A 17284-nucleotide genomic window follows, 5' to 3' on the forward strand; every position below is an offset into this window, starting at 1 on the left:
AGCGCAGGTCCGGCCTTCCCTTTGATAGGATCAAAACCTTACTCATGCAGTTCCAGATTCTCCACAGCAAAGGCCATATGGCAGTTACGGGAAGAGCAGATGTGCCGCGTATAGTATAGCATGGGTTCAGAGAAATTAGGAATTTTTAAATAATATCTTTATAATTTCTTTCGGATTTTTACAATTGCTTCTTGTTTTTTCGCTGATAAGATATAGTCATAATAAAGAAGAGGAAAGAATAAAAGGAGGGGAAAGAGATGGCTAGAGACATGGTGGTGAGAATTTCAGAAGGCGTGAGAAGACAGTTTACACAGGAAAGATTTATAGCAGCAGAATATGACAGGGCCTATTCCCTGACCAGCATGATCTTATTTTTCTTTTCCGCATCAACAGTTGGATGGCTGTGGGAAGTATTCCTTCACATATTTATCGACGGGGCAATCATCAACAGAGGGACCACATGGGGACCATGGCTTCCCATCTATGGTGTGGGCGGTGTGATGACCCTGGTGTTATTGAAAAGATTTGCTGACAAGCCGCTTCATGTATTTGTATTTGCGTATGTGGGCAGCGGTATTCTGGAATATACAACGGGGTGGGCACTGGAACAGTTCAGGGGCGTAAAATACTGGGACTACAGTGAAAGCCTGTTTAACATTAACGGCCGTGTGTGTCTGGAGGTACTGGCACTGTTTGCAGTGGGTGCCTGCGCGATCCTTTATATCGCAGCACCGGCTATGGATCATCTGTTCAGAAAGATCCCCCGGACAGGGATGATCGTACTCTGTGTTGTACTGATCACTTTGTTTACAGTTGATTTGGTGTTTTCAGCCATATACCCCAAAATGGGGCCTGGGATTACCATGGATGTTTCTGAAACTACAAGATGGATATTTTAACGCCGGAGGCGTAGACTAATAGATTTGACCAAATAAAAAAGGTATTGCCGTACACAGGGCAGTGCCTTTTTTGTGTCACACCGGGATAAGACGGTTGGGCATGGGGGGAAGCCTGGAACGGTGAGGAGGCTGAAGTGTTACAAATACTGCTTGTGCAATCTGTGAAAAAAAGATATGCTGTAAGAAAAAGGAACAGATCAAGGAGGCGGCTATGTTCTATACAATTGACTATGAGAATTGGGAGAGAAAAGAAATTTTTGAACGTTTTGCAGGATATACTTATAATCTGACCGCGGAGGCAGATGTCACGGATTTTTTAGGGGCCATACATGAGAAAGGTTATAAATTCTATCCGTCCATATGCTGGTGTATTGCCAATACGGTAAACAGTGATGTGGATTTCCGCTGTGCAAAAGTGGACGGAGCCATAGGGTATTACGAGAGCCTGAGCCCTTGCTATACGCTTATGCGTAAAGGGGAAGGGCATCTGTTTACGCATATGGTCACCAATTTTGACAAGGATTTTAACAGCTTCTATAAAGCGTTTCTGGAAGATAAGGAGAAGGCCGAGAACGGCAGCACCCTGTACTATTACGGGAATCCTGTCCCGGGCTGCGTGGACATAACCATATTGCCGAACACGGCGTATGCGTCCATCTGCTATGTGCGTCCGGCTTCCTTCGTAAATCCAGGATCGGGCAGCGAGAGTTACATACCTTTTATCACAGTGGGAAAATATCAGGAGAGGGACGGAAGGATGAAGATGTCCGTGACGGGAAACTTTAACCATGCAGCAAATGACGGGTATCATGCAGAGAAATTTTTCCGTATGCTCCAGGAAAATCTGGATACGTTTTCTGCATAGCCTGTACAGCCGCGGGCAGGAGTCTGGGTTCCTGCACAGATACAGATGACCAGGCCGGGACGCGGATATCTGCGCCCCGGCCTGTGAGTTTACATAATAAAGATTACTGACCCTGATACTGGAACCAGTCAAAGTCAGCGTGACCGGTACTGGGCTGGTGGTTGGAACTGGTATACATGCCCAGATATACACCTGTAAACCCGTTGTTTACAACAGAGCTTAAAAGAGAGGCGTCCACCCCGGACAGGAAAGGAAGCAGTTCGGATTCGCTGTACCCATAATAAAAATCGTAGTCAGTGGTATTTCCCTGAACACTTAAATACAGGCGTCTGCTGTCCTTTATTTCTGTTTCTTTTACCAGAGTGCGGCAGCCGTTTTCTGTTTTGTAGAACTGCAGGAAAGGTGTGCCGTCTTTTTTCTTCATAACCATCAGATAGTGGAAACGGTCATCCTGTACCAGCGCTATACCTGCCTCCTCACAGTCTGAAGCAGGCTGGAACTCCATGGCGGTTTTTGCCAAAAAGCTTTTGTGCCGCTGTCTGCGTCCGATGAAAGACGGGGTGCAGATCTCTTCCATGACCTGAGGTCTTGTCATAAGGCGCAGAAAGCCGGGGCGCTCTGTGAGGGAATAGAAGGCTTCTACTGGAGGGTGGATGGTATTCCACTGCATCTGGAGGGTTTCGTCTTCAAAATTGTCGGATTCCGGCATAAGCGGATATATGGTGCGCGGCAGTTTGGGAAGACGCTCCTCCTCCTGCACAAGCCCTGTTTCATTGTCGATCATAGGCCAGCCGTCTTCTGCCCATACAAAAGGCACCATGAAAGTCTCGCGTCCAAGATTGTAGTGCCCGCCCTGGTAGGGGCGCACAGCAAGCAGCACCATCCACCATTCCCCGTTCTGGGTATCCACAATATCTGCATGTCCGGTAACGGAGATTGGATTCAGGAGAGGCATATGCCTGTGTGTCAGAATAGGATTTCTGGGGCAGATCTCATAATCACCGTCAATGGTACGGCAGCGCCCCATCTGTACACTGTGGGTGACAAAGGTACCGCCCTCTGCCACTAACAGGTAATAATATCCGTCCTTTTTATAAATATGGGGGGCCTCGATCCACTTGCTTCTTGTTTTCTTTCCGTCCCAGATAATGGTTCTGGGGCCTTTGAACTGCAGGGTATCAGGGTCTAATTCATTTAAGTAAATACCGTGATGCCCTTCATAGAGCTTCTCCTCACTGATGAAGTTACCCACGTACCATACAGAGCCGTCATCATCAAAAAACAGGCTGGAGTCGATGCCGTCAGCACCGTCCACCACAACCGGGTCACTCCAGGGTCCTGCAGGATTTTTTGCTGTTATGATATAATTATCGCGTTTTGCCTCACGTCCTTCGGAAACGAACGTATTAATAATATAAAAGGTCCCTTCATGGAAACGGATGCTGGGTGCCCAAAGCCCCTCACTGGTTTCGCAGTTTTTGTAGTTGAGTTGATCCGGCCTGTGGATGCCGTGGCCGATCTGCTCCCAGTGGACCAGATCCCTGCTGTGGAAAATGGGAAGTCCTGGATAGTAGACAAAGGATGAGGTCACCATGTAGTAGTCATCTCCCACACGGCAGATGGATGGGTCCGGGTAGAAACCCGGCAGAAGCGGGTTGTGAAAAGTTTCTTTTAGCATATCGTATTCTCCTTTACAAAATTTCTCCATTTTCTTCATTATAGGCAGGGAATCCATTTTGGTAAATAGAAAAAAACGCCTTTTCCCTGGAAAAAAACGTGATAAAAACATTTTTACAAAACCAGCTCCGTATAGTATAATGGGCAATACAATGAAAGTAGTAACATAATACATATGAACAGGAGAAAACTATGGATTTATTAACGTTATTTACGCTGGCGGTTGGCCTGTCCATGGATGCTTTTGCTGTTTCTATCTGCAAAGGGCTTTCCATGGAGAAGCTGAGCATAAAGAACATGACAGCCATTGGCCTCTGGTTTGGCGGATTCCAGGCGTTGATGCCGGTGATCGGTTATCTGCTGGGAGTACAGTTCAAGAGCAAAATAACTGCCATTGACCATTGGATCGCTTTTATCCTGCTGGGATTTATCGGTATCAATATGATACGGGAGTCCCTGGATAAAGGAGAATCCTGTCCTGTGGCCGGGGTGGATGTAAAGACCATGTTCCCTCTGGCTGTGGCAACCAGCATTGACGCGCTGGCAGTGGGGATCACCTTTGCCTTTCTGGATGTGGCCATCGTTCCAGCTGCCAGCTTCATCGGCATTGTCACATTTGTCTGTTCCATCTTTGGAGTGAAGGTGGGAAATGTCTTTGGCACAAAGTACAAAGCCAAAGCGGAACTTGCGGGCGGTATTATACTGGTGCTCCTGGGGTTGAAAATACTGTTGGAGCATCTGGGTATACTGTGATAAACAAAGAATCAAAAAAGAGAGAGGAGAAATGAGATGAAAAAATTGTTTAAAAGCCTTCCGGTGCGTCTGTTGATCGGCGTAGTTCTGGGTATGGTGATCGGCCTTGTGGCAAACGAGGCTGTCATGAATGTGGTGGTGACTGTCAAATACATTCTGGGGCAGGTGATCACCTTCTGTGTTCCCCTGATCATTATTGGATTTATTGCGCCGTCCATCACCAAGATGGGAAATAACGCGTCAAAAATGCTGGGCGTGGCCTTGTCCATCGCCTACATTTCTTCCATAGGAGCTGCATTTATGGCAATGGGGGCAGGCTACGGGCTGATTCCCCACCTGTCCATACAGTCTGAGGTGGAGGGGCTGAAGGAACTGCCCAATGTGGTGTTCCAGCTTGATATCCCGCAGATCATGCCGGTTATGAGTGCGCTGGTATTTTCCATCATGCTGGGTCTGGCGGCAGCGTGGACAAAAGCCCGCTATACAACCGCCATTCTGGATGAGTTCCAGAAAATCGTGCTGAAGATCGTGACAAAATTCATTATTCCCATACTGCCGTTTTTCATTGCTTCCACCTTCTGCGGACTGGCATATGAGGGAACGATCACAAAGCAGCTTCCCGTATTTTTAAAAGTCATTGTCATCGTCATGGCAGGACATTACATCTGGCTTGCGCTTCTGTACGGTATAGCCGGTGCATATTCCGGAAAAAACCCGATGGAAGTTCTGAAATACTACGGACCTGCTTATCTGACCGCAGTGGGTACTATGTCCAGTGCAGCGACTCTGGCAGTGGCTCTTGAGGGTGCAAGAAAGTCAAAAGTCCTGAGAAAAGATATGGTGAATTTCGGTATCCCGCTGTTTGCAAATATCCACCTGTGCGGTTCTGTGCTGACAGAGGTGTTCTTTGTCATGACAGTATCTAAAATACTCTATGGTGAGCTGCCGTCTGTGGGGATGATGGTGCTGTTCTGTATGCTGCTGGGTGTGTTTGCCATCGGAGCTCCTGGTGTGCCGGGCGGTACGGTTATGGCGTCCCTGGGGCTTATTACAGGTGTCCTGCTCTTTGATGAGACGGGAACCGCTCTGATGCTGACGATCTTCGCGCTTCAGGACAGCTTCGGAACAGCCTGCAATGTGACCGGAGACGGTGCCCTGACTCTGTTTTTAACAGGATATGCGGAGAAACACAATGTGAAAGAGCAGGAGCTGAATATAGAATTCTGATCGTGATCGTTCAACAGGTCTGCGCCGGACTGCATTTCATGCAGCCCGGCGTTTGTCTTGCCAGAACAAGTTGGCAGAAGGCCGGACTGTATGAAAAAAAACACTTGTGTTTGTCAGACGAATATGATAAAGTATAAAACGTTGTGAAAACAACGACTCTGGAGAGTCTCAGTAAGAGCGCCGAAGGTGTACAGCAGTTTCATCAGCTGCCAATCTCTCAGGCAAAAGGACAGAGTATACACAGATAATATCTTGTATATGTTTTGTCGTACTCTTATGGAGGCTGTGGGAAACCACAGTCTTTTTTGTTTATGATAACAGAAAACATACGGCGTGTGGTATTTATGAAAAAGAGAGGACGGAAGAAAAAATGTTACAGGTAGTTTTGCAGAAAGTGAATCACTTTATCACATGGTTTGACCAGGTGGTGTGGGGACCGCCGCTGATCGTTTTGATCCTAACGATAGGTATTTACCTGACGGTGAGAATGGGATTTTTACAGATCAGGCATCTGGGAAAAGCACTGAAGTTCATGGTTAAGAATGAGGATGGGGGCAACGGTGAGGTGACCAGCTTCGGCGCCCTCTGTACAGCCATGTCAGCCACCATCGGTACGGGTAATATTGTGGGAGTGGCAACCGCTCTTGCGGCAGGCGGCCCGGGAGCGCTGTTCTGGATGGTGCTGGCAGCCTTCTTCGGTATGGCCACAAAATACGCAGAGGGCGTTCTTGCCATAAAATACCGTACCATTGACAGTGACGGGCATGTGCTGGGCGGACCTTTTTATTATATAGAAAACGGAATGGGAGTCAGGTGGAGATGGCTGGCTAAGATATTCGCCTTTTTCGGAGCCGGCGTGGGGCTTCTGGGAATCGGGACCTTTACCCAGGTAAATGGTATATCCTCTGCGGTATGCAACTTTTTTGACCCGGAAAAAGCCAATACGGTATCTCTGCTGGGCGGCAGTTACTCTATTGCCACCGTCATCGCGGGTCTTATTCTGACTGTGTGCGTGGGCCTGGTAGTCATCGGCGGGCTGAAGCGGATTGCACAGGTTTCTCAGGTTGTTGTGCCGTTTATGGCTGTTTTATATTTTATATTTGCGTTTATTATCCTTGTGACCCATCTGGGAGAGATTCCGGCTGCTGCAGTGTCTATTGTAAAAAGCGCGTTTTCCGGCAGCGCCCTGGCGGGAGGTGCCATGGGAACCATGATGGTTGCCATGCAGAAGGGAATTGCCAGAGGTATTTTCTCCAATGAAGCGGGACTTGGCAGTGCGCCTATCGCAGCCGCGGCAGCACAGACAAAATCTCCGGTTCGTCAGGGTCTTGTATCTATGACGGGTACTTTTATTGACACTATTGTCATATGCACAATGACAGGCCTGTCCATCGTTGTGACAGGAACCTGGAACGCAGGACTGGAGGGTGTGGCTATTACAACCGCCGCATTCCAGAAAGGGCTGCCGTTTCCACCTGTTGTGGCGTCGGTAGTGCTGATGGTATGCCTTGTGTTTTTTGCCTTTACTACCATCCTGGGATGGAATTATTATGGGGAGCGCTGCATTGAATATCTCTTCAACAGAAACAGGAAGGTGGTCAAGGGGTACCGCTGGCTGTATATCCTGGCAATTTTTATCGGACCTTATATGACTGTGCAGGCTGTATGGAACATTGCCGATATCTTCAATGCCCTCATGGCATTCCCCAATCTGATCGCGCTGGCAGCTCTGAGCCGTGTAGTGTTTGCGGAGACAAAAGCTTATTTCGGGAAAGCTGCTGAATGATATTTCAGAGGTGCAGGCTTAATTGTAGAGAGCAGAGATATGGCCAGAGGTGTATAGTAATGGATACAGACATACTCTGGAACATCCGGAAGTGAAAAAACGGCTGTCAGTCAGAAAAGCAGCCGTAATTTCCCTTCTGGATTTTTTATACAAAAAAATGGATAAAAATAGTAAAGATTAGACTATGCAAACTTGTCGAAATGTATTATAATAAGAACAAAGAAAGTCGTCCGGTTTAAGGAAAATTAAGAGATTTGCTGTTGCAACTTGTCGAGAAAAAAGGTATCATGAAATGGAATATCTAGTGTAAGCGGAGATGGGAGTATAATGATGGAAGACGAAAGAGATCTGGAGTACGAGCGGCGAAGACAGGAACGCATGCGCAGACGAAGGCTTGAGAAGAAGCGGCAGATGCGCAGACGAAGGATAATGCGCCTGGTAGCTATGGCAGCAGTATTGGTGCTGGTGATCGGTCTGGTGGGAACAGGCATACATAAGCTGATTTCGGGTAAGACAGGGGTCCCGAAAGAAGGCGCTGTGGAGGTTAAGGCTCAGACTACCTCCCAGGAAGACACATCAGCAGCCACAAAACAGCCGGTTATGGGAGCCGCAGATTTGGCGAAAATGACATCCGCCGGTGTGATGGGCTGGCAGCAGGACGACAAGGGCTGGTGGTACCGTGACACGGACGGAACCTTTTTTAAAGGTGGCTGGAAAGAGATTGACGGCTCGAAATACTATTTTGATGAGAACGGCTATATGAAAACCGGATGGCTGGAGCTGGAAGGTGAAGACTACTTTTTTGATGACAGCGGAAAATACGATGAGACAAAGAAGCGGCCCATGGTTGCCTTGACTTTTGATGATGGTCCGGGGGAACATACAGAAGAACTGCTGGATTGTCTGACAAAAAATAATGCAAAGGCTACATTCTTTATGCTGGGTTCCAATGCAGCGGCGTTTCCTGATGTAGTGAAGGATTTGAAGGATACCGGTATGGAACTGGGGAATCATACATATGACCATCTGGATCTGACTACGTTAGATTCTGAGAGTGTCACCAGTCAGATCACAAGGACCAATGATGCCATTTCCAGTGCGGCAGGTGTGCCTGCGACTGTGATGCGCCCGCCGGGCGGCGCTTATAATGAGTCCGTGCAGGCCGCAGTTGGGATGCCGGTGATCATGTGGAGTATTGATACAAAGGACTGGTTGACTAAGAGTGAGGACCAGACGTATCAGGTGACCGTTGACAATGTTAAAGACGGTTCTATCGTCCTGATGCACGATATTCATGAATGGTCTGTAAAAGCAGCTATCCGTGTGATCCCGGAACTGGTGGAACAAGGCTACAAACTGGTAACCGTAAGTGAATTGGCAGAAGCCAAGGGTATAAAGCTGGAAAATGGTGCCGCTCATTACTTCTTCGGCGAAGGAGAGCAGCAGGTAGAGTAGTGTGGCAGGTGAATTACGGACATACCCCCTCAGACAGAGATGCCTGAGGGGTATTTTTATGCCCATCATGAGAACTGGCATGGTTAAAGAGGATGGTATGCCGGTCACTGTCAGGCGCAATGCTTACGGCAGGCAGTTGGGAAGTTTTCAGACTGTTGAGGACATGAAGGGAATAGGGCAGTTTCCCATGACATTTATACGGGCGCCTTATATAGAAGAGGTGTGGGGTGATGCAGAGATGTCACTGGCGGAATTAGTAGCAGCCCGTTATGGCAGTCAGCTTGGCCTGGCTTTTCATCCGGAGCTTACCGGCAATGCTGAAATACACAGGTATTCGCCATAATATGCCTTTAAGTAAAGTTCTTTCATCTCAGACATCAGAGGATATCTGGGGGTAGCGCCGGTACATTGGTCAAAATTCTGACAACAGGAAGGGGCTAAGAGGGGAAATGGGCGGGTGAAAACACCCGCCCATATAAATTTCAGGATTATTTATTCTCCGTAATAAGCTTTCAGATAGATTTCTTTCATCTCAGACATCAGCGGATATCTGGGGTTGGCACCTGTACACTGGTCATTGAAGGCATCTTCCACCATCTGGTCCAGGGTAGCAAGGAATGCTTTCTCATCTATGCCATATTCTCTGATCGTCCGCTTGATTCCAACTCTTTCTTTCAGTTTGGCAATGGCCTCGATAAAATTGTCAAACACTTCATCATCGTTTTTGCCCTTGATGCCGATAAAACGTGCAACCTCGCAGTACCTCTCCTTTGCGTGAGGATAAGGGTACTGGGAGAAGGTTCCCATCTTAACCGGAGCCGGGTCAGCGTTGTAGCGCATTACCAGTTCGATCAGCAGGGAGTTGGCTATGCCGTGCTGTACATGATGGTAAGCACCCAGCTTATGCGCCATGGAGTGGCAGATTCCCAGGAATGCATTGGCAAAAGCCATACCGGCCAGTGTGGAGGCATTTGCCATTTTCTCTCTTGCAACCGGGTCACCGGCGCCATTCTCGTATGCGGACGGCAGATAATCAAAGATAAGCTGTACCGCTTTCAGCGCAATACCATCGGTGTAATCGGTAGCCATAATGGAAGCGTATGCTTCTAAGGCATGGGTCAGGGCGTCAATACCGGAGGAGCTTGTCAGTCCCTTTGGCTGGCTCATCATGAAGTCCACATCTATGATCGCCATGTTTGGCAGAAGTTCATAGTCTGCGATAGGCCATTTGGTACCGGTGGTCTTGTCCGTGATGATGGCAAAAGGTGTTACCTCGGAACCTGTACCTGAAGATGTGGGAACAGATACCATCAGTGCCTTTTCTCCCATCTTGGGGAACTCATAGACTCGCTTGCGGATATCCATGAAGTCCATGGCTAAATCCTCAAAATCACATTCCGGGTGTTCATACATGAGCCACATGATTTTGGCAGCATCCATAGCGGAACCGCCGCCCAGGGCAATGATCACATCAGGGCCGAAGGCATTTAACTGCTCCAGGCCTTTCTGCGCACACTGCAGAGTGGGGTCAGGTGTTACATCAAAGAAACAGCTGTACGGAATGCCCATCTCATCCAGTTTGTCTGTGATAGGTTTGGTATGGCCGTTCTGATACAGGAATGTATCGGTTACCAGGAAGGCTTTTTTCTTGCCGTATACGTGTTTCAGCTCATCGAGAGCAACCGGCAGACAGCCTTTTTTGAAATATACCTTTTCCGGGACTCTGAACCAAAGCATGTTCTCTCTCCTTTCGGCAACGGTTTTGGTATTCAGCAAGTGTTTGACACCTACGTTCTCGGATACAGAGTTGCCGCCGTAGGAACCGCAGCCCAGGGTCAGGGACGGAGCCAGCTTGAAGTTGTAAAGGTCACCGATTCCTCCATGGGAGGATGGGGTGTTGACCAGGATACGGCAGGCCTTCATGCGGTCTGCGTGCTGTGCCATTTTCTCCGTCTGGGACGGATGAATATATAAGGATGCAGTATGTCCATAGCCGCCGTCTTTGATTAACTGGTCAGCCATGTCTAGTGCTGTATCAAAGTCCTTTGCTTTATAGAGGGCAAGGACAGGGGATAATTTCTCATGCGCAAATGGTTCTGAGATATCCACGGAAGTTACCTCGCCGATGAGGATTTTCGTCTCTTTGGGGACAATTACGCCTGCCATCTCTGCAATGACTGCTGCAGGCTGGCCTACGATCTTAGGATTGACGGTACCGGCTTCTGTCAGGATGATCTTGCGTACCTTGTCAAGGTCTGTCTTGTTTAACACATGGCAGCCCCTCTTTATAAATTCCTTTTTCACATCATCGTAGATATCTGCCACTGCAGTAACGGACTGCTCAGAAGCACAGATCATGCCGTTGTCAAAGGTCTTGGAATGGATAACAGAATATACCGCCGTAGGTACATCACAGGAGCTGTCCATAATAACAGGGACATTACCGGGACCAACACCGATCGCCGGTTTCCCGGAGGAGTACGCGGCTTTGACCATTCCGGGGCCGCCTGTTGCCAGGATAACATCCACGGATTTCATCAGTTCGTTGGAAAGCTCAATGGTGGGCTCTTCAACCCAGCCGATAATACCTTCCGGCGCGCCTGCTTTCACTGCGGCATCCAGTACGATCTTCGCTGCTTCGATGGTACATTTTTTAGCTCTCGGATGAGGACTGATGATGATGGCATTTCTTGTTTTCAGACAGATCAGGCATTTGAAGATGGCTGTGGATGTGGGGTTGGTGGTGGGGATGACCGCACCCACGATGCCCACCGGTTCAGCGATCTTTTTAATGCCGTATGAGGTGTCCTGTTCCACCACACCGCAGGTCTTAACACGTTTGTATGTGTTATAAGTATACTCGGCTGCGTAATGGTTCTTGATAACTTTGTCCTCCACAATGCCCATTCCGGTCTCGGCGACAGCCAGCTTTGCCAGCGGAATACGCTGTTTGTTGGCTGCCATGGCTGCCTCGAAGAAAATCCTGTCTACCTGCTCTTGTGTGAAGGCGGAAAACTTTCTCTGTGCTTCTCTCATGGAAGCGATTTTTTCCTGCAGTGCTTCCACGCTGTTGACGGGTTCCGGGGCTTTGTTCTCTGGATTTTTTGCCATAGAAATCCTCCTTAAAAATTTTTGGGTTTGAGCCCTTACTCAATTGAAGTACTTGAAATTTTTATGTTCCGTCTTATCGGTTGGTATAAATTATTTTACCATAAAATGGATGGAAAAACAACAAAAACCAATAAATATTTTGTATAAATTATTAAAAGTCAGAATATTGCAGAATATTCTGAAAAATACAGACAAAAGAATGCCGCTATACCAAAGACGGTATAACGGCATCTGCATTTATTATTTTTTATACCCTTCACGTTTACGGAGGCGGGCGTCCAGAATTTTCTTGCGGATCCTGAGGGACTTAGGGGTCACTTCAAGCAGTTCATCTGTGTCAATGAACTCCAGCGCCTGCTCCAGGCTGAGAACCTTTGGCGGAGTGAGCTTCTGGGCTTCATCAGCGGAGGAGGAGCGTGTATTGGTCAGATGTTTGGTCTTACATACATTCAGCTCAATATCTTCCGGTTTGGCGCTCTCGCCGATCACCATACCGCTGTACACTTTCTCGCCGGCGCTGACAAAAAGTGTACCTCTGTCCTGGGCGGAGAAGAGGCCGTAGGTTACGGTCTCACCTGCCTCAAAGGCGATCAAAGAACCAAGCTTGCGGTAGAACATATCACCTTTGTACGGAGCGTAGCCGTCGAAGGCAGTGTTTATGATTCCGGTACCCTTTGTGGAGGTAAGGAAATCGCCGCGGAAACCGATAAGTCCTCTGGAAGGGATATGGTATTCCAGACGCACGGTTCCGTCACTTGACGGGCTCATGCCCTGCAGTTCACCTTTACGCTCATTTAATTTATTAATGATGGTTCCTGAGAATTCTTCCGGTACATCTATATAGGCGATCTCTACAGGTTCCATTTTCTTGCCGCGCTCATCTTCGTGATAGATGACTTCCGCTTTGCTGACTGCGAACTCGTAGCCTTCCCGGCGCATATTTTCAATCAATACGGAGAGATGAAGCTCACCCCTTCCGGATACTTTAAAGCAGTCTGTGCTCTCCGTATCTTCCACGCGGAGACTCACGTCAGTATTCAGCTCACGCATCAGGCGCTCCCTTAAATGGCGGGAGGTGATGAATTTACCTTCCTGACCTGCCAGCGGGCTGTCGTTTACCAGGAAATTCATGGAGATGGTGGGCTCTGATATTTTCTGGAAAGGAATGGCTTCCGGATTGTCCGGTGAGCAGAGGGTATCACCGATATGGATGTCCGCAATACCCGATATGGCTACAATGGAACCAAAGCCTGCTTCTTTTACCTCTACTTTTCCGAGTCCGTCGAATTCATAGAGTTTGCTGATCTTAACTTTTTTCTTTTTATCCGGGTCATGATGGTTCAGAAGGAGCACTTCCTGGTTTACGGAGATGGAACCGTTCTCCACCTTGCCCACACCAATACGTCCTACATATTCATTGTAGTCAATGGTGCTGATAAGAACCTGTGTGCCTGCTTCCGGGTCACCTTCCGGAGCAGGGATGTATTTGAGAATGGTCTCAAATAAAGGCTCCATATTCTCCGGTGAATCAGATAAGTCCAGAACTGCATGGCCTGCCTTGGCGGAGGCGTACAGGAACGGACAGTCAAGCTGGTCATCAGAGGCATCCAGATCCATAAGGAGTTCCAGCACCTCGTCGATCACCTCATCGGGACGTGCTTCCGGGCGATCGATCTTATTGATACATACAATAACATGCAGGTCAAGCTCCAGGGCTTTTTTCAGCACGAATTTGGTCTGGGGCATAGCGCCCTCGAAGGCATCCACCAGCAGGATGACGCCGTTCACCATTTTCAGGACACGCTCCACTTCGCCGCCGAAATCTGCATGGCCTGGTGTATCTATGATATTGATTTTTGTATCCTTATAGTAAATTGCTGTATTTTTAGAAAGTATTGTGATACCGCGCTCGCGTTCAATATCATTGGAGTCCATAACGCGTTCCTGGACTTCCTGGTTTTCGCGGAAGACACCGCTCTGTTTCAGAAGCTGATCCACGAGAGTCGTTTTGCCGTGGTCAACATGGGCAATGATTGCTACGTTTCTGATGTTTTCTCTTTTCGTTTTCATAAATAACCTCTTTTCTAATGGAAAAACCGCATTTTTACGGCTAAATCCAGTCACATTCTATCACACTTATGAGTAAATACAAAGTGGAAATAAATATTTTTTTCAAAAAAATGAAAAAAAGTTGTTCTAAAAAAAGTATGACCAGAATAAATATGATATAGACAAAATACAAGTCAGAGGAAGGGGTAAATAATTCAATGGCAGATAAAATAATTGAAAACAATCAGGTATCCATCATGGGAGCCATCGCATCAGAGTTTGAGAAAAGTCACGAGGTATACGGAGAAGGATTCTACATGGTGGATGTGCTGGTAAAGCGTCTCAGCGGTTCCGAGGACAGAATACCGCTCATGGTTTCCGAGAGGCTGGTGGATGTGACACAGAGCTATATCGGCGAGTACATACAAGTGCAGGGGCAGTTCCGCTCCTACAACAGACATGAGGAGAAGAAAAACCGTCTGGTTCTCTCTGTGTTTGTGCGGGAACTTACATTTGTGGAGGAGGAAGACGAATCCATAGAGACAAATCTTATCGAATTGAATGGATATATCTGTAAGCCGCCGGTCCATCGTATGACGCCGCTGGGCAGGGAGATCGCAGATATCCTGCTGGCTGTGAACAGGCCTTATGGAAAATCCGACTACATACCGTGCATCTGCTGGGGCAGAAACGCCAATTTTGCCAAATCTTTCGAGGTGGGCGGACGCCTGCATATCTGGGGCAGGATCCAGAGCAGGGAATATATTAAGAAGCTGAGTGAGACAGACACTGAAAAAAGGATCGCATACGAGGTATCTGTAAGCAAGCTGGAATATGGAGAGACATACAGCTAAATGAGATGAAGCCTGAGATTCCAATATTGCATTATTTGGCCATGTGTAGTAATATATACACAACTCTTAAATAAAGCGTCATAGAATCCGCAAGAGGTGTAATGTATGGAAAATGAAGGATTAGTGCAGATATACTGTGGACCTGGCAAGGGCAAGACCAGTGTGGCGATCGGGCAGGCGATACGTGCTGTGGGTCATGGGAAGACTGCAATTGTCATCCAGTGCCTGAAAGGAAGAGCAACTTCCGAGCTGGATTACCTGTCTGTTCTGGAACCGAATGTAAGGCTGTTCCGATTTGAGAAAAAGGATAAGTATTACGAAGATCTGAGTGATGAGGAGAAGCAGGAAGAAAACTGCAATATCAGGAATGGTCTTAACTACGCCAGAAAGGTATTGGTTACACAGGAATGTGACATGCTGATTCTGGACGAAATTCTGGGAGCGGTGGAGTTCGGGATCATAACCGAGGAAGAGGTTGAGGAACTGATCCGGACGAAGGATGAGGAGACTGAGCTGATTCTGACCGGTAATGTGGTGCCCGTGCGTCTGAGGGAGGCAGCCGACAGGGTTGTTTCTCTGGAGGTTATAAAATAAAGGCTGTACAAACAGCCGAAAAGTTGCTGATAACACAGGAAGAAAAAGCAGTATTGCAGACATAAGGAGGAGAAAAATGGCTATTTTTACAGGTGCAGGTGTTGCGATCGTTACACCCATGAAAGAAAATGGTGACGTAAATTTTGAAAAACTGGGAGAAATTCTGGAGGAACAGATTAAGGAGGGTACAGATTCCATCGTGATCTGCGGAACCACAGGAGAGTCTTCCACGCTCACCCATGAAGAACATCTGGAGACCATTAAGTACACAATTGACAAAGTGAATAAGAGGATCCCGGTCATCGCCGGAACCGGCTCGAACTGTACGGAGACAGCGATCTACTTATCCACAGAGGCGGAAAAGTATGGTGCAGACGGAGTTCTCCTTGTAACTCCTTACTATAATAAGGCTACTCAGAAGGGCCTCATCGAACATTACACAAAAATTGCTGAGTCTATTAGAATTCCGGTGATCCTCTACAATGTGCCAAGCCGCACGGGGATTAATATCCAGCCTAAGACGGTTGCATATTTAGTGGAGCATGTGGAGAACATTGTTGGTATCAAGGAAGCTTCCGGGGACATTGCACAGGTAGCGGAGATGGCTGCTCTGACCAAAGGAAAGCTTGATATCTATTCCGGAAATGACAACCAGATCGTACCGCTTATGTCTTTGGGCGGAAAAGGTGTGATCTCTGTGCTCTCCAACGTTGCGCCGAGATACACCCATGATATGGTAGAAAAATATTTGAACGGGGATGTAAAAGAAAGCTGTGACATGCAGTTAAATGCCATGCCTCTGATCAACGCCCTGTTCCTGGAAGTTAATCCGATTCCTGTAAAAGCTGCCATGAACCTGATGGGCATGGAGGTAGGTCCGCTCCGTTCCCCGCTCACAGAGATGGAAGAGGCAGGCAGGGAAAAGCTGAAAGAGGAAATGGTAAAATTCGGCCTGAAGCTGGCATAATACCAGCCATATCCGTTTTATAAGACCGCCTTTGGTGATGGAGCTTGTGATAGCAAATTTTATTTTTTGGTACAGACTGTGCAGCAAATGTACAGCCCTGTACGGAACAGCTATGAAAGAGGTACAAAAGATGATTAGAATAATTATGAGCGGCTGCAACGGTCATATGGGGCAGGTCATATGCGGACTTGTGAAAGATGACCCGGAGGCTTGTATTGTGGCGGGCATAGATCTTGTTGATAACCGTGACAACGGATATCCGGTGTTCACCAATATAAATGACTGTGATGTGCAGGCAGATGCGATGATTGATTTTTCATCTGCAAAAGCCACAGAATCTGTATTGGCCTATTGTACGGCAAAGAAGCTGCCTCTGGTCCTGTGCACAACAGGGCTTAGTGAGGAGCAGCTTGCGCATGTGGCAGAGGCATCCAAGAGTACAGCAGTGCTGCGCTCCGCCAATATGTCCCTGGGGATCAATACACTTCTGAAGCTGGTGCAGGAGGCTGCAAAGGTTCTGGCCCAGGCAGGCTTTGACATGGAGATCGTTGAAAAGCACCACAACCAGAAGGTGGATGCGCCCAGCGGTACGGCCCTGGCTTTGGCGGACAGCTTGAATGAAGCCATGGACAACCGATATCACTATGTCTATGACAGAAGCCAGACCCGTGAGAAGCGTGATGCCAAGGAAATCGGCCTGTCTGCTGTCCGCGGGGGAAGCATTGTGGGAGAACATGAAGTGATTTTCGCAGGTCCGGACGAGGTGATCGAATTCAAGCACACCGCGTACTCGAAAGCCGTATTCGGCAAAGGTGCTGTGGAGGCTGCCAAATTTCTGAAGGGTAAAGGCCCGGGCATGTACAATATGAGCAATGTTATCAATGGCTGATCACTAACGGGAAGTGCGCAGTGCGGGCTTTATACTGTTATGTAAAAATTTAAAATTTATTTTTAAACCGCCGTAAGACTGTGTAGATGCAGTGTTGTTTTACGGCGGTTTTTCCATTTTATCCGGCATATCTGCCCATACATAAAATCTTACGGAAA

At 47.8% G+C, this 17284-nt stretch carries 14 protein-coding genes and 1 riboswitch; of the genes, 11 read left to right on the forward strand and 3 right to left on the reverse strand.

Translation table 11 applies throughout. The features are described from left to right. Positions 1-257 precede the first annotated feature (257 nt). Positions 258-899 (forward strand): putative ABC transporter permease, encoded by a 642-nt coding sequence (locus A4V09_RS22995; RefSeq protein WP_065544389.1) that lies wholly within the window; start codon positions 258-260, stop codon positions 897-899. A 211-nt stretch (positions 900-1110) separates the two neighbouring features. Beyond that, positions 1111-1764, forward strand: a complete 654-nt coding sequence (locus tag A4V09_RS23000) for a CatA-like O-acetyltransferase (RefSeq protein ID WP_065544390.1) — start codon at positions 1111-1113, stop codon at positions 1762-1764. Between the two features lie 103 nt (positions 1765-1867). Here A4V09_RS23000 and A4V09_RS23005 read toward each other — a convergent pair whose 3' ends face one another. Further along, positions 1868-3442 (reverse strand): glycoside hydrolase family 43 protein, encoded by a 1575-nt coding sequence (locus A4V09_RS23005; RefSeq protein ID WP_065544929.1) that lies wholly within the window; start codon positions 3440-3442, stop codon positions 1868-1870. Positions 3443-3633: 191 nt separating this feature from the next. Between A4V09_RS23005 and A4V09_RS23010 the strand changes: the two genes are divergently transcribed. The 5 genes from A4V09_RS23010 (at position 3634) to A4V09_RS23030 (ending at position 9005) form a co-directional block, all read left to right on the forward strand. Further along, entirely contained in the window at positions 3634-4194 is a 561-nt protein-coding gene (locus A4V09_RS23010; protein WP_065544391.1) for a manganese efflux pump MntP, read from the forward strand. A 36-nt stretch (positions 4195-4230) separates the two neighbouring features. After that, a complete protein-coding gene (locus A4V09_RS23015; RefSeq protein WP_065544392.1) occupies positions 4231-5421 on the forward strand; it encodes a dicarboxylate/amino acid:cation symporter in 1191 nt (396 codons plus the stop codon). A gap of 148 nt (positions 5422-5569) precedes the next feature. After that, positions 5570-5664: riboswitch (glycine riboswitch) on the forward strand. 127 nt (positions 5665-5791) lie between these two features. Continuing rightward, positions 5792-7207: an alanine/glycine:cation symporter family protein gene (locus A4V09_RS23020; RefSeq protein WP_065544930.1), complete on the forward strand. Its 1416-nt coding sequence runs from the start codon at positions 5792-5794 to the stop codon at positions 7205-7207. Between the two features lie 327 nt (positions 7208-7534). Then, positions 7535-8662 carry a polysaccharide deacetylase family protein gene (locus A4V09_RS23025; RefSeq protein WP_065544393.1) on the forward strand — a complete coding sequence of 376 codons (1128 nt, stop codon included), beginning with the start codon at positions 7535-7537 and terminating at the stop codon, positions 8660-8662. Between the two features lie 79 nt (positions 8663-8741). Beyond that, entirely contained in the window at positions 8742-9005 is a 264-nt protein-coding gene (locus A4V09_RS23030) for a type 1 glutamine amidotransferase family protein (RefSeq protein ID WP_242963894.1), read from the forward strand. A gap of 149 nt (positions 9006-9154) precedes the next feature. Here A4V09_RS23030 and adhE read toward each other — a convergent pair whose 3' ends face one another. Both adhE and typA read right to left on the reverse strand, forming a co-directional pair. Continuing rightward, positions 9155-11773, reverse strand: coding sequence for a bifunctional acetaldehyde-CoA/alcohol dehydrogenase (adhE, locus tag A4V09_RS23035; RefSeq protein WP_065544395.1), 2619 nt, complete (start codon positions 11771-11773; stop codon positions 9155-9157). 240 nt (positions 11774-12013) lie between these two features. Further along, positions 12014-13843, reverse strand: coding sequence for a translational GTPase TypA (gene typA, locus A4V09_RS23040; RefSeq protein ID WP_065544396.1), 1830 nt, complete (start codon positions 13841-13843; stop codon positions 12014-12016). A gap of 197 nt (positions 13844-14040) precedes the next feature. Here typA and A4V09_RS23045 point away from each other — a divergent pair, with 197 nt between their 5' ends. The 4 genes from A4V09_RS23045 (at position 14041) to dapB (ending at position 17126) form a co-directional block, all read left to right on the forward strand. After that, positions 14041-14676, forward strand: a complete 636-nt coding sequence (locus tag A4V09_RS23045) for a single-stranded DNA-binding protein (protein ID WP_018593169.1) — start codon at positions 14041-14043, stop codon at positions 14674-14676. Positions 14677-14781: 105 nt separating this feature from the next. After that, a complete protein-coding gene (locus A4V09_RS23050; RefSeq protein ID WP_065544397.1) occupies positions 14782-15270 on the forward strand; it encodes a cob(I)yrinic acid a,c-diamide adenosyltransferase in 489 nt (162 codons plus the stop codon). A gap of 76 nt (positions 15271-15346) precedes the next feature. Then, on the forward strand, positions 15347-16237 hold the full coding sequence (gene dapA, locus A4V09_RS23055; RefSeq protein WP_065544398.1) for a 4-hydroxy-tetrahydrodipicolinate synthase: 891 nt from the start codon (positions 15347-15349) through the stop codon (positions 16235-16237). A 130-nt stretch (positions 16238-16367) separates the two neighbouring features. Continuing rightward, complete coding sequence (dapB, locus tag A4V09_RS23060; RefSeq protein ID WP_065544931.1) at positions 16368-17126, forward strand: 4-hydroxy-tetrahydrodipicolinate reductase; 759 nt, start codon at positions 16368-16370, stop codon at positions 17124-17126. Positions 17127-17284 lie beyond the last annotated feature (158 nt).

Source organism: Blautia pseudococcoides, assembly GCF_001689125.2.
In the GTDB taxonomy this organism is placed as follows: domain Bacteria; phylum Bacillota; class Clostridia; order Lachnospirales; family Lachnospiraceae; genus Blautia; species Blautia pseudococcoides.

What these genes read in the sequence shown, in the direction of transcription:
- A4V09_RS22995 (WP_065544389.1), top strand. Translation starts at nt 258, where the DNA reads ATGGCTAGAGACATGGTGGTGAGAATTTCAGAAGGCGTGAGAAGACAG.
- A4V09_RS23000 (WP_065544390.1), top strand. Translation starts at nt 1,111, where the DNA reads ATGTTCTATACAATTGACTATGAGAATTGGGAGAGAAAAGAAATTTTT.
- A4V09_RS23005 (WP_065544929.1), bottom strand. Translation starts at nt 3,442, where the DNA reads ATGCTAAAAGAAACTTTTCACAACCCGCTTCTGCCGGGTTTCTACCCG.
- A4V09_RS23010 (WP_065544391.1), top strand. Translation starts at nt 3,634, where the DNA reads ATGGATTTATTAACGTTATTTACGCTGGCGGTTGGCCTGTCCATGGAT.
- A4V09_RS23015 (WP_065544392.1), top strand. Translation starts at nt 4,231, where the DNA reads ATGAAAAAATTGTTTAAAAGCCTTCCGGTGCGTCTGTTGATCGGCGTA.
- A4V09_RS23020 (WP_065544930.1), top strand. Translation starts at nt 5,792, where the DNA reads ATGTTACAGGTAGTTTTGCAGAAAGTGAATCACTTTATCACATGGTTT.
- A4V09_RS23025 (WP_065544393.1), top strand. Translation starts at nt 7,535, where the DNA reads ATGATGGAAGACGAAAGAGATCTGGAGTACGAGCGGCGAAGACAGGAA.
- A4V09_RS23030 (WP_242963894.1), top strand. Translation starts at nt 8,742, where the DNA reads ATGGTTAAAGAGGATGGTATGCCGGTCACTGTCAGGCGCAATGCTTAC.
- adhE (WP_065544395.1), bottom strand. Translation starts at nt 11,773, where the DNA reads ATGGCAAAAAATCCAGAGAACAAAGCCCCGGAACCCGTCAACAGCGTG.
- typA (WP_065544396.1), bottom strand. Translation starts at nt 13,843, where the DNA reads ATGAAAACGAAAAGAGAAAACATCAGAAACGTAGCAATCATTGCCCAT.
- A4V09_RS23045 (WP_018593169.1), top strand. Translation starts at nt 14,041, where the DNA reads ATGGCAGATAAAATAATTGAAAACAATCAGGTATCCATCATGGGAGCC.
- A4V09_RS23050 (WP_065544397.1), top strand. Translation starts at nt 14,782, where the DNA reads ATGGAAAATGAAGGATTAGTGCAGATATACTGTGGACCTGGCAAGGGC.
- dapA (WP_065544398.1), top strand. Translation starts at nt 15,347, where the DNA reads ATGGCTATTTTTACAGGTGCAGGTGTTGCGATCGTTACACCCATGAAA.
- dapB (WP_065544931.1), top strand. Translation starts at nt 16,368, where the DNA reads ATGATTAGAATAATTATGAGCGGCTGCAACGGTCATATGGGGCAGGTC.